Here is a 12,574-nt window from a genome sequence, read left to right as displayed (position 1 = left end):
GAGTCAAGCAATTTTTTGCTTTTTCTTTTCAGAATCTCTCGCTGCCGTTTCAGTGTTCACCGCGCTTTGCGTTGTCTTGTTCCCGGTCAGTGGATGCGCATTATAGGGAGTCAGAAAAATCTGGCAACCCCTTTTTTGCATTTTTCTTTCGTTCGCGTTTTTTTTAGCCAAAAAAGAAGTTATAAGCTAAATTGCCCCCGATGATTGACTATTTCAGCAGCAATTTGTCCTTTACTCACGTAATATAGATATCCAAGAAATAAGATTTGAGATGAATTATGGAATTAAGTAAGCAACAAACGGCTTCGCAAAAAAATCGTTCTTATATTATTGCAGAAAATCTGGGCCAACAGATTTTAACAAGCGCCTATTTGCCTGATTCCATTTTACCAAGTGAATTAGAGTTATCAGAAAAGTACCAAGCCAGCCGAACAGCAATAAGAGAAGCCATTAAAATATTAGCCGCTAAAGGCCTGGTATTAGCACGCCCCAAAATAGGGACTCGTGTTATGCCCTCATCAAATTGGAATTTTTTGGATCAAGATTTATTAACTTGGTGGGCAAATAGCGAAGAACAATCCGTTGTGATTAAACATTTCAAAATTGTTCGCCTCGCAATTGAACCCCAAGCTTGTTATCTTGCAGCTATACATGCAACACCCGAGCAGAAGCAATCTTTACAGCTTTTAGCGAATGAAATGTTGTTACTCGCAAAAGAGTTCGATAGAGAACGTTGGGTAAAAGTGGATTACTATTTTCATTTAACGATTTATAAAGCCTGCGCAAACCCTTTTCTAATCTCTTTTGCTAATTTATTTCGTTCTATTTATCAACGTTATTTTGATGTCATTACTGACAATGAAGTTATCGAAGTTGATATCCACCAGCAATTAGCGAATGCCATTATCCAAGGCCAAAGTACCAAAGCTCTCGATTTTTGCTATAAGCTATTAACAGTAAACGAAAAATAACCTAACAAGATAACTACCCCTAGCGGGCTTTAACTTTTTAGATAGGTACTCGATGTTCAAAACAGCCAAAAATATGTCTGGCCTTCCATGGATTGCGGCAATGGCCTTTTTCATGCAGGCGCTTGATGCCACTATTTTGAATACGGCTTTACCTGATATTGCGAAAAGCCTTCATCATTCTCCCCTTGCAATGCAATCTGCCGTTGTTAGCTATACATTGACGGTAGCATTGCTAATTCCTATTAGTGGATGGTTTGCTGATCGGTTTGGTACTCGCCGTATCTTTATTTTAGCCGTTTCATTATTTTCTTTCGGTTCTTTACTTTGCGCCCTTTCTCCATCATTGAATTTTTTAGTGACTTCTCGGGTTATTCAAGGAATTGGTGGCGCAATGATGATGCCCGTTGCTCGATTAGCGTTAATACGAGCGTATCCACGTAGTGAGTTATTACCGATATTAAACTTTGTGACCATCCCAGGATTAGTCGGACCAATATTAGGCCCACTGTTAGGTGGTATATTGGTTACTTATGCCACATGGCATTGGATATTCATTATTAATATTCCTATTGGCGTTTTAGGTATTTTTTATGCTCTAAAACACATGCCTGATTTTAAAATGCCAAAACGAAAATTTGATACGCTCGGATTTTTATTATTTGGTTTTGGTTTAGTCATGCTTTCCGTTAGCTTGGATTTATTTGGCGATAAAGCGCTACCTACTTCTATCCCCGCAGCGATTACTGTTGGCGGTTTTCTTTTCTTATTATTGTATGTTTTCCATGCAAGACGTATTAAGCATGCAATCATCCCATTAAATTTATTTAAAACTCGCACATTTTCGATTGGTATCAGTGGTAATGTTGCTACGCGTCTAGGTACAGGCAGTATTCCATTTTTAATGCCATTAATGCTACAAGTTGGATTTGGTTATGAAGCGGTTGTCGCTGGGATGATGATGGCCCCCTTGGCTATTGGCTCAATAACAGCAAAATCAGGGGTTACAAAAATTCTCACTAAATATGGGTACCGTAATACGTTATTTGTGATCACTGTAATTATTGGGTTTATGATTGCCCAGTTCTCATTGCAATCCCCAAGTATGTCTATTTATTTATTAATTGTGCCATTATTCATATTAGGAATGGTCATGTCAGTTCAGTTTACTGCGATGAATACCATTTGCTTGGCGGATTTAACAGACAATAATGCAAGCGCAGGAAATAGTATGTTAGCCGTCACCCAACAACTATCCATTAGTTTTGGCATTGCAGTGAGCGCCGCGATATTGAATTTCTATGATGGTCAACCTAATAGTAATACCGTGGATAATTTCCACTATACCTTTATTACTATTGGTTTGATTACACTGGTTTCCGCTTTTGTCTTCTTATTATTAAGTAAAACCGATGGTGATAACTTAATTAAAGGAAAAACCAAGAAAGCTAAGAATTCACCTTCTTAACAGACTGGCGCTCAATCAACTCAGGGGTGAGTACTAACACACTGGTCTCTGCCTCTGGGTTATCCATTCGATAAATCAGTTGATTAACCGCTTGTTGCCCTAACTCATCTTTTGGTTGATGAATGGTTGTTAATGGTGGGATCATATAAGAAGAAAGATCGATATCATCATAACCGACAATCGAAATATCATCCGGCACTTTCATTCCCTTCTGGAATATTGCCTGATAAGCCCCAACTGCCATGGCATCATTACCCGCGAAAATAGCTTGAGGTGGGATAGGTAATTCAAGTAATACATTCATTGACTCAAATCCACCAGCGAATTCAAAGTCACTGAAAATCAGATAATCTTCATTAATTTCAATACCAGAATCATTCATAGCCTGAATGAAACCTTGGTGACGGGCTCTTGCTGGTGATTTATCTTGCGGCCCTGCAATGCAAGCAATACGAGTGAACCCTGCATTAATTAGGTAACGAGTAGCCATTTCGCCCCCTAAAAATGAGTTATCTTGGATAACATCACCGCCAGATTCAAATGGCGACCAGTCCATCATTACCGTCGGTACCGCAGGATAACGAGCCAGTACCTCTTTTGATGGCCCTTGAACTTCAGTACACATGATCAATAACCCATCAACCCGCTTTTGTAGTAGGGTTTCTAAACTGTGATTCATCCGTTGAAGGTCACCTTCTGTGTTGCACAAAATCAAGCTATAACCACGCTCGTAGCAACTCCGTTCTACTCCTCGTACCACTTCCGCATAAAATGGGTTGTTGCTGGTTGTTAGCAACATTCCAATAGTATTCGTGCGATTCATTTTTAAGCTTCTCGCCAATGCCGAAGGGGCGTAATTTAGCTCTTCAATTGCATTTTTAACGCGCAGAGTAATACTCTCGCTAACGTAGCGATTTTGATTGATAACGTGAGAGACGGTGGATGTCGACACACCCGCAAGGCGAGCCACATCTTTCATTGTTGCCACAAGTTAATCCTATTGAGCTAAAAATTGATCAATTTCTTTACGCCATGGAACCGAAGGCTGAGCTCCTGGGCGCGTTACTGCTATCGCCGCCGCCGCATGGGCAAAAATAATGGCATCTTCATCAGCCTTACCTTCTAGTAAAGCGGTAACGTATGCCCCATTGAATGTATCACCTGCCGCAATAGTATCCACTGCTTTTACGCGAAACCCCGCAATTATTTTACCTTGTACGCCTTTTTCGCTATACCAAACCCCGCGAGCCCCCAAAGTAATCATCACTTTACTGATCCCTTTTTGGTGTAATACTTCTGCCGCGGCTTGGGCACCTTGGTCATCATTAACGGCAATTCCCGTTAAATGTTCCGCTTCCGTTTCATTCGGGGTGATAATATCCACCAGCGTTAGTAATGAGTCTGGTAATGATTGTGCTGGAGCGGGGTTTAAAATGACTTGAGTATTGTTTTTCTTTGCAATTTCAGCAGCCATCTGAACAGTTTCAATCGGTGATTCAAGCTGCATTAAGACGGCATCTGCTTCAATAATTTTTTGTTGATATTGCATGAGTCTCTGAGTTGTTAGTTGCGCATTGGCACCCGCATTGATACCAATGATGTTTTCCCCTTGTTGATTGACATAAATCAGAGCAACACCGGTCGTTTCCTCTTTAACTGCATCAATGCATTCCGTTTTAATATTATCGAGATGAAGCTGTTTTTTTATACTTGCACCGATATCGTCATCACCCACACAGGCTATAAAGGTTATGTCAGCACCACTACGACCAGCAGCTACAGCTTGGTTTGCCCCTTTTCCACCAAAGGCAACTTGGTAACTGTCGCCACGAACAGTTTCACCTGGCTGTGGGAATTGCTTAACATTCAAAATATGATCAGCATTAATACTACCTAGAACTACCAGTTTTGCTGTACCCATAACATTTATATCCTTTTCATTGTGACTTTATAACCACAAAACCAATAAACCGCCGCAAATGCTATCGCGGCGGTTATTTTATCTTATTGTTTTACCACTAATTCCAATTCAACAGGAACAGTTGCTTCAACTTTTTCGCCTTTTAAGACTTTATCGGCAATCTGCACGCCGACAATACCAATTTGATCAGGACGCTGTGCGATTGTTGCGCCTAATTTACCGCCTTCTACGGCTTTAATACCATCATTCGTACCATCGAATCCTACAACTAAAACATCAGTACGACCTGCAGTTTGCAGCGCTCTTAATGCTCCCAGTGCCATTTCGTCATTTTGAGCAAAGACGGCTTGAACCGCTGGATGTGCAGTAAGCAGGTTTTGCATGACGTTAAGGCCTTTGGTTCTGTCAAAGTCCGCAGGCTGACTCGCCAGTAAATTAAATTTGTGCTCTTTCGCACCCGTATTAAAGCCTTCACCACGTTCACGCGCGGCTGAAGTACCTGAAATCCCTTCTAGTTGAATAACTTTGGCTTCGCTGCCTGTTTTTTGTGCAATATAATCCGCCGCCATTTTACCGCCCATACGGTTATCTGAAGCAACGTGACTGACTACCTCACCTTTATTCGCAGCTCTATCTAAGGTAATAACAGGGATTTTTGCTTTGTTTGCCATTAAGATAGAGTTACCCACTGCATCAGAATCTGTTGGGTTGATTAGCATCAATTTAGTTCCACGAACCGTTAAGTCCTGGACGTTTGCCAATTCTTTGGCGGGATTATCTTGTGAATCTAAGACAATCAGCTCATAGCCCAGTCTGTCCGCTTCTTTTTGTGCACTATCTTTCATCGTGACAAAGAAAGGGTTGTTCAGTGTTGAAATCACTAACGCAATACTGTCTTTTGCCATCGCATTAACACTAACGGTTGCACTCAGTGCAACAGCTGATAACAATGTAGCTAATTTATTCAGTTTCATAATCGTTTTCCTGTAGGGTTATTTTTTATTATCAACAAGTACCGCAAGTAAGATGACGACTGCTTTGACAATCATCTGATAGTTAGACGAAATACCTAATAAGTTTAAGCCATTGTTTAAGAAACCAAGGATCAATGCACCAATCAACGTGCCAACAATACGCCCTTTTCCGCCTGCAAGGCTTGTACCACCGAGTACAACCGCTGCGATAGCATCCAATTCATACCCATTACCTGCCATGGGTTGAGCCGATGACAAACGTGCAACTTCAATCACACTTGCCAGTGCCGCCAGCAAACCACATAAGGCATACACAATAATTTTGATGCGATCGACGTTAATGCCTGATAAGCGAGTTGCCGCTTCATTGCCACCTAGCGCATAGATATAACGGCCTAATCGAGTGTGGTGCAACATGTACCATGCCGCAGCAAAAACAATGATCATTAACCAAACTGGGGTAGGAATACCTAATGGGCGACCAATACCAAACCAACCAAATAAATCTGCATTATCACTAAAACCTGTATTAATTGGGCTTCCATCGGTATACACACGAGTAACACCGCGCAATAAAAGCATCATCACTAATGTTGCAATAAAGGCTTGAACTTTCCCTTTCGCGACAATAACCCCAGTGCATGCACCAATTGCTGCGCCAAGTGTTAGAGCGCCAGCAACAGCAACTAAAGCATTAACTTCAGCGCCCACCATCGATGCGGCGACTGCGCCAGTCAGTGCAAGTAATGAGCCCACCGACAGGTCAATCCCTGACGTTAAGATAACCAACGTCATGCCTACCGCCATGATGGCGTTAACTGACGTTTGCTGCAAAATATTGAATAGGTTATTCACCGTAAAAAAATTAGGGCTTAATGTTGATACGATAGCAATTAAGACTAATAGCGCAATTAACGATTTTTGCTCCATCAGCCAAGCTTTGCTGAACCAGCGTTTTGATGATGCAGTTGTTGAACTCATACTGATAACTCCTGAACTGAGCCGTAATTTTTACCCACTGCGGCAGCCATTAAGGCTTCCTGAGTCGCGTCTTTGGCTGTGAACTCACCGCTGATATGACCTTCGTGCATCACCAAAATGCGGTCACTCATTCCAATCACTTCAGGCATTTCTGAAGACACTAAAATGATGCTCAGCCCTTCTTTCTTAAATTGGTTAATTAGCTGATAAATTTCTTTTTTTGCCCCGACATCAACACCACGCGTTGGTTCATCAAGGATCAATACCTTTGGCCTGGTCATCAACCCTCGGGCAATAGCCACTTTTTGTTGATTTCCACCAGAAAGGTTGCCAATGATTTGGTTCATCGATGGGGTTTTTATATTGAAAAGGCGAATAAAGTCGCTGACCGTTTGTTGCTCTTCACCGTGTTTAAGCGAGCCACCCACACGGCTGAAATAACGCAAAGCTGTCAACGACATGTTTTCTTTGACTGACATGCCTAACACTAATCCATCACGCTTACGGTCTTCTGAAATATACACAATGCCACTGTTTAGGCCATCTTGCGGGGTTTTCAAGTTGACAGGTTTGCCTTCCAGTTTTATCGTGCCTGATTTCTTAGTGGCTGCACCATAAATAATTTTCATCAGTTCGGTTCGCCCTGCGCCCATTAACCCTGAAACACCTAAAATTTCACCACTTTTTAAAGTGAAACTGGCGTTTGTTACTCCAGGACCTGAAACATTTTCGAGCTGTAAACGGGTACCACCTGCTTGAACATCTACACGTGGGTATTGGTCTTCAAGTTTTCTTCCCACCATCATTTCAATCAGTTTTTCTTCTTCTAATTCGCTAACGGGTTTTTCGCCAATAAACTGGCCATCACGAAACACTGTGACATCATCGCAAATTTCAAAAATTTCTTTTAAACGGTGAGAGATATAAACAATACCGCAGCCTTGTGCTTTTAAGTCTTCGATAACGCGGAATAATGATTCAGTTTCCGTATCAGTGAGGGCATCTGTCGGCTCATCCATGATGATCACTTGGGATTGAAAGCTGAGAACTTTAGCAATTTCGACCATTTGCTGCTCACCAATCGAAAGCTCGGCAATGGTTTGGTGGCTATCATAATCAAGGTTAAGACGTTTTAGCAGTTTGTCCGATTCACTGAACATTTTTTTCCAGTCTATTTTGCCAAACGCACTAACAAACTCGCGCCCAAGGAAAATGTTTTCTGCAATAGTCAGCTCAGGGATCAGGTTTAATTCTTGGTGAATAATACCAATACCCGCTTCTTGGGAACTTTTAGGCCCATTAAACGCCACTTCTTTGCCTAGAAAGCGAATTTTACCTGCGTCTTTTTGATAGATCCCCGTAAGCACTTTCATCATGGTTGACTTACCAGCCCCATTTTCCCCCACCAGCGCCATGACTTTTCCTGGGTAGACATTTAATGTCGCACCGCTGAGTGCTTTCACACCCGGAAATGATTTATCGATACCGATAAGTTCTAATAAAGGTTGCATAGTCACCTCAGAAAGTCACACCAGAACAGAGGATTACATTCGCAAATGGCGAACATTCCCCTGTTCTAATGACCGCTTTGCTGTCATGCGTCAGCTGTTTAAAGTGTTCATGACTACAATAGATAATTTCGATTTGATTGCCTTGCACAGTTTGTAGGTCGTTCAAATGCGTTAAAATTGCCGTTTTCATGGTGGGATTCATCGCGCTAATTTCTTCAGCAATAATGGCTTTTTCGACCTGCATTTCTTGCGTAACCACCCGTAAAACAGCCATGAAATCGGGTAACCCTTGCGTTATTGCTAAATCAATCCGCTCAGGTCCCGCTGAAATGGGCAAACCTGCATCTGCCAGTGTGATTTGGTCGGTATGACCTAATTTCGCAATCACTGAAGTAATATTGGCATTAAGCAGAACACCTTTTTTCATTTTTTCACCGCCATTTCTGATAAGCGAAACGTTTCGCTTATCTAATCATAGTTTAGATGAGTCACAACTCAATATTGATAATCGATATTTGTGATCGCTATCGAAACGTTTCGTTGACTCTGGAAAAGATTAAAAACAATAACTTATTGAATCACTTATAGCTGAATCGTTTTTTCTTGTTTTTTGGGGTACATCAAAGAAAAATGGAAAAAATGGTCGCAGTATGTAATAAAAGGAATTGATAGCCTTTATCAATAACTCTCCAATAGAAAGGAACTGTTATGCAACTTGCTGAGCGTATCGCCCAACTGAGTAATTACCTTGAAAGCGGTTTGTATGAACGCCAACAGGCAATACGCTTGTGTTTACTAGCCACACTCAGTGGTGAAAGTGTCTTTCTATTAGGCCCTCCAGGGATTGCTAAAAGCTTAATTGCGCGAAGAATGAAATATGCCTTCCGTCATGCCCATGCATTTGAGTATTTAATGACGCGCTTTTCGACCCCTGAAGAAATTTTCGGGCCGTTATCCATTCAAGCCTTAAAAGATGAAGGACGCTATGAACGCTTAACTAAAGGCTATTTACCTGATGCTGAAGTGGTTTTCTTGGATGAAATCTGGAAAGCTGGTCCAGCTATTCTCAATACACTATTAACGGCTATCAATGAGCGCAAATTCCGTAATGGTGATGAAGAAAAAGCTATCCCCATGCGTTTGCTCGTCACGGCTTCAAACGAATTGCCTGATGCAGATAATAGTTTAGAAGCTCTTTTTGACCGCATGTTAGTGCGTATCTGGCTTGATAAAGTACAGGAAAAACAAAACTTTCGTGCATTATTAACAGGAAAATCATCATTAGAAGAATCTCAAATCCCTGAGCATTTAAAAATCAGTGATGAAGAATATCAACAATGGCAACAAGAAATCCCCAAAATTACGCTGCCCGATCACTGTTTTGAGCTAGTCTACCAGCTGCGCCAGCAATTGGATGCTACTGACAAGCAAGTTTATGTCTCGGATAGACGTTGGAAAAAAGCCGTTTATTTATTACAAGCAAGTGCATTTTTTAATGGCCGTAGCAGTGTTTCTCCCCTTGATATTGTGCTTTTAAAAGATTGCCTGTGGCACGATATGCAATCCATGAATGCATTACCGCAGTTAATTCAATCACTTTTACAAGAAGAGGGTTGGCAGCAGCGTAAATTCACCCGTGAAATTGAGCAAATTTACCAACAGTGGATGTCATCTACGCAAGATCAAAACAGTCAAGATGCCTTTAAAGTAAATAAAAACAATGCGATGTTTGCCCGCAAGGCCTCATATGTGCTGCCTGAGCATGTTCAGGAAGGACGGATTACGCTGTTTTTACATCGTCCATTGCAATTGCATAATATGAAAGTGACATTTGTTACCACAGACAAAAAAGCACTCACTTTATTTTTAAATAAAGGTACGACGTTATCCGCACATCTAAATGGTATTGGTTTTGCACAAGAAATTGCCGCTGAGGTGAATAATTTAAATCAGGTACAGTTATTAGATATAAGCCATCAATCATCAACATTATATATCCAAGATAAAACAGCGGCACAACCCCCCACATCAAATAACCAAGAATGGTTAGATAAGCTGGATAACATTCAATCTGATATCCAAGGCGCTCGCTATCAATTTGAAAAACAGCAACCCAATCTTTTTATTGAACCCCATTGGTTGGCAGATATTGAGCAAAGTTTTCTACAACTTTCAGAGAAATTAACGCAATTACGTAACCAGATCACAGGGAAAGTGGCTGAATAATTATGATGAGTTTAGCCACTCTAGAGATGCTGCTTTCGGTTAATGAAAGCCAACTAATTGAAGAGATTATTATCTCGCTTCTTGCTACACCTCAATTAGCGGTGTTTTTTGAAAAACATCCTCGTTTAAAAAAAGCATTGTTAAAAGACTTGTCCAGTTGGAAAACAGACCTGAAACAACGCTTACAAGATGCGTTAGTTCCCGCACAACTTTCTGAAGAGTTTGAACTGTACCGACAATCCCTTGGTATCTCAACGGATGCTTTTTTTACGCGACTTCCTTCTGTAATAGAAAGACTTAACCAAATCGACTCGCCGTTTTACCGAGAAGCAAATCAATTACAAAGTGGTAAAATTGAAAATCGCAGTGCAAGGCAAGCTTTGTTTGTACAAAAGTGGCGAGTCAGCTTAATTTTACAAGTCACCACCCTGCATAAAGAGTTATTAGAGCAAGAAAAAGAGCAATTGCTGGCGGAATTGCAACGCAGGTTAGCCTTGAGTGGAAATTTAGAAGATATTTTGGGTGAAAATGAACGGGCAGCAGGACGTTTGTGGGATTTAAGCAAAGGGGTGAATATGACCTCCGCTTATAATGACCAGTTATTAAATCGCTACAGTGAATTTTTACGTCAGCAACCTGAACTCGAAAAAATAGCTCAATTATTAGGGCGCAGCCAAACAGCACAAGCTATTCCTGATGATAGTGTGGTGTTAGAGCCAATGACGATCATGGAAAAAGTGCCTGAAACAGTACCAGAGCAAGTTAATGGCTTAAACCAAAGCGATGATATTTTGCGTTTATTACCCGCGGAACTTGCGATGTTGGGTATTGAAGAAATTGAATTTGAATTTTATCGAAAATTACTGGAAAAACAGCTATTAACTTATCGATTACAGGGAGATAGCTGGCAAGAAAGAAAAGTACTACGCCCCATTACACATCACCATGATGAAGAGCAACCTAGAGGGCCATTTGTGGTGTGTATTGATACATCAGGCTCAATGGGCGGGTTAAATGAGCGTTGTGCAAAGGCATTTTGCCTTGCGCTAATGAAAATTGCGTTAGCCGATAACCGTGCGTGCCATGTGATGCTGTTTTCTACGGATATTGTGCATTACGATTTATTATCTGCAGATGGGCTGGAACAATGCATTCGGTTTTTACATCAAACATTTAAAGGCGGAACAGACCTCGCAGCATGTTTGCAAGAAACAACTGTCAAACTAGAGTCTAAGCAATGGATGGATGCCGATGCCGTGGTCATTTCTGATTTTGTAGCTCAACGTTTGCCCGATGAACTCATTCAAAAAATAAAAACGATGCAGAAGAAAGGGAAATACCGCTTCCATGCGGTATCGGTGTCAAATTATGGGAAACCCGGCATCATGAAGATCTTTGACCATATTTGGCGTTTTGACACCGGGTTAAAAAGCAGGCTTTTACGCCGCTTTAGTCGCTAATTACAGCATACCTTCAACAGATTCTTGCATGTCTGGCGCCCAAACACCGCATTGAACTTGGCCAATGTGCTGGCGTTGCAGAAGTAGCATCACTAAACGGGATTGGCCAATACCACCACCAATGGTTTGTGGCATTTCACCTTTAACTAGCGCTTGGTGCCACTCTAATTCCATCCGTTTTTCATCTTGTGTCAGGCTTAATTGACGTGTTAAGCATTCAGGGCTAACACGGATCCCCATGGAAGACAGCTCAAATGCGTCTTGTAATACAGGGTTCCACACAAGGATGTCACCGTTTAAACCACAAAAACCGTCTTCGTTTTCTGTTGTCCAGTCGTCATAGTCTGGTGCACGTACATCGTGTGATTCACCGCTGGATAACTTACCACCGATACCAATAAGGAAAACAGCACCAAGTTCCTTCGCGATTGCGCGCTCACGGCCTTTAGCATCAAGGTCAGGGTAGCGCTGTAACAGCTCTTCACTGTGGATAAAGTGAATTTGGTCTGGCAGGAACGGTGCCAGTCCAAACTCTTTACTTACGGCAGCTTCTGTTTCTTTTATTGCCTTATAGATTTTACCCACTGTCTGTTTCAAATAAGGAAGTGTACGTTCCTCATCTGCCATCACTTTTTCCCAATCCCACTGATCGACATAGACGGAGTGGATTGGGGTTAAGCGATCTTCGTCCGGACGTAACGCTTTCATATGCGTATAGAGTCCTTGGCCTTCACTGAAACCAAAACGACCTAACGTTTTACGTTTCCATTTAGCCAATGAGTGCACCACTTCAAAGGTCGCACCTGGGATTGATTTCACTTTTACTTGAACCGCTTTTTCACTGCCTGATAAGTTATCTTGTGTACCATCACCAAGACGACTCAGGATAGGCCCTTGAACTTCAATTAGACCGAGTTCTTTTTCAAGTAAACGTGAGAAATAGGATTTTACAAAACTAATTTGTTGCTGATGTTCAATGAATGACTTGTCCATAATTTTTTACCCATAATTTGTTTGCTGTATTAGCTGATGTATAGATTAAGCAACAAAATGAGGTATAAATTC

General features: G+C 41.4%; 11 protein-coding genes. 4 read left to right on the top strand and 7 right to left on the bottom strand.

All coding sequences use genetic code 11. The features are described 5' to 3' along the window. Positions 1-278: 278 nt before the first annotated feature. On the top strand, positions 279-971 hold the full coding sequence (locus KDJ85_RS15870) for a FadR/GntR family transcriptional regulator (protein ID WP_225820475.1): 693 nt from the start codon (positions 279-281) through the stop codon (positions 969-971). Between the two features lie 52 nt (positions 972-1,023). Then, positions 1,024-2,436, top strand: coding sequence for a multidrug transporter subunit MdtD (gene mdtD, locus KDJ85_RS15865; protein WP_225820474.1), 1,413 nt, complete (start codon positions 1,024-1,026; stop codon positions 2,434-2,436). Here mdtD and rbsR read toward each other — a convergent pair. From rbsR to rbsD, 6 genes are all read right to left on the bottom strand, one after another. Continuing rightward, a complete protein-coding gene (gene rbsR / locus KDJ85_RS15860; protein ID WP_369511353.1) occupies positions 2,417-3,424 on the bottom strand; it encodes a ribose operon transcriptional repressor RbsR in 1,008 nt (335 codons plus the stop codon). The two genes, mdtD and rbsR, sit on opposite strands and share 20 nt — an antisense overlap. Before the next feature lie 9 nt (positions 3,425-3,433). After that, positions 3,434-4,357: a ribokinase gene (rbsK, locus tag KDJ85_RS15855; protein WP_225820473.1), complete on the bottom strand. Its 924-nt coding sequence runs from the start codon at positions 4,355-4,357 to the stop codon at positions 3,434-3,436. An 83-nt stretch (positions 4,358-4,440) separates the two neighbouring features. Further along, positions 4,441-5,331, bottom strand: a complete 891-nt coding sequence (gene rbsB / locus KDJ85_RS15850; RefSeq protein ID WP_206085485.1) for a ribose ABC transporter substrate-binding protein RbsB — start codon at positions 5,329-5,331, stop codon at positions 4,441-4,443. Positions 5,332-5,349: 18 nt separating this feature from the next. Beyond that, positions 5,350-6,312, bottom strand: coding sequence for a ribose ABC transporter permease (rbsC, locus tag KDJ85_RS15845; protein WP_225820472.1), 963 nt, complete (start codon positions 6,310-6,312; stop codon positions 5,350-5,352). Next, positions 6,309-7,823, bottom strand: coding sequence for a ribose ABC transporter ATP-binding protein RbsA (rbsA, locus tag KDJ85_RS15840; RefSeq protein WP_225820471.1), 1,515 nt, complete (start codon positions 7,821-7,823; stop codon positions 6,309-6,311). Before rbsA ends, rbsC begins: the two co-directional genes overlap by 4 nt. A 7-nt stretch (positions 7,824-7,830) precedes the next feature. After that, positions 7,831-8,250 carry a D-ribose pyranase gene (gene rbsD, locus KDJ85_RS15835; protein ID WP_225820470.1) on the bottom strand — a complete coding sequence of 140 codons (420 nt, stop codon included), beginning with the start codon at positions 8,248-8,250 and terminating at the stop codon, positions 7,831-7,833. 281 nt (positions 8,251-8,531) lie between these two features. On the opposite strand from rbsD, the gene ravA reads away from it, so the two are divergent. Beyond that, the gene (gene ravA / locus KDJ85_RS15830) at positions 8,532-10,049 is read left to right on the top strand and encodes an ATPase RavA (protein WP_225820469.1); all 1,518 of its coding nucleotides are present in this window, start codon (positions 8,532-8,534) and stop codon (positions 10,047-10,049) included. A 2-nt stretch (positions 10,050-10,051) separates the two neighbouring features. Next, positions 10,052-11,509: an ATPase RavA stimulator ViaA gene (gene viaA, locus KDJ85_RS15825; RefSeq protein ID WP_225820468.1), complete on the top strand. Its 1,458-nt coding sequence runs from the start codon at positions 10,052-10,054 to the stop codon at positions 11,507-11,509. Here viaA and asnA read toward each other — a convergent pair whose 3' ends face one another. Continuing rightward, positions 11,510-12,502, bottom strand: coding sequence for an aspartate--ammonia ligase (asnA, locus tag KDJ85_RS15820; RefSeq protein WP_206085511.1), 993 nt, complete (start codon positions 12,500-12,502; stop codon positions 11,510-11,512). It lies immediately after the preceding gene. Positions 12,503-12,574 lie beyond the last annotated feature (72 nt).

It is taken from the genome of Providencia vermicola (assembly GCF_020381325.1).
Taxonomy (GTDB): Bacteria; Pseudomonadota; Gammaproteobacteria; order Enterobacterales; family Enterobacteriaceae; genus Providencia; species Providencia vermicola.
This window is presented reverse-complemented; position numbering and strand designations above follow the sequence as displayed.

What these genes read in the sequence shown, in the direction of transcription:
- KDJ85_RS15870 (WP_225820475.1), top strand. Translation starts at nt 279, where the DNA reads ATGGAATTAAGTAAGCAACAAACGGCTTCGCAAAAAAATCGTTCTTAT.
- mdtD (WP_225820474.1), top strand. Translation starts at nt 1,024, where the DNA reads ATGTTCAAAACAGCCAAAAATATGTCTGGCCTTCCATGGATTGCGGCA.
- rbsK (WP_225820473.1), bottom strand. Translation starts at nt 4,357, where the DNA reads ATGGGTACAGCAAAACTGGTAGTTCTAGGTAGTATTAATGCTGATCAT.
- rbsB (WP_206085485.1), bottom strand. Translation starts at nt 5,331, where the DNA reads ATGAAACTGAATAAATTAGCTACATTGTTATCAGCTGTTGCACTGAGT.
- rbsC (WP_225820472.1), bottom strand. Translation starts at nt 6,312, where the DNA reads ATGAGTTCAACAACTGCATCATCAAAACGCTGGTTCAGCAAAGCTTGG.
- rbsA (WP_225820471.1), bottom strand. Translation starts at nt 7,823, where the DNA reads ATGCAACCTTTATTAGAACTTATCGGTATCGATAAATCATTTCCGGGT.
- rbsD (WP_225820470.1), bottom strand. Translation starts at nt 8,250, where the DNA reads ATGAAAAAAGGTGTTCTGCTTAATGCCAATATTACTTCAGTGATTGCG.
- ravA (WP_225820469.1), top strand. Translation starts at nt 8,532, where the DNA reads ATGCAACTTGCTGAGCGTATCGCCCAACTGAGTAATTACCTTGAAAGC.
- viaA (WP_225820468.1), top strand. Translation starts at nt 10,052, where the DNA reads ATGATGAGTTTAGCCACTCTAGAGATGCTGCTTTCGGTTAATGAAAGC.
- asnA (WP_206085511.1), bottom strand. Translation starts at nt 12,502, where the DNA reads ATGGACAAGTCATTCATTGAACATCAGCAACAAATTAGTTTTGTAAAA.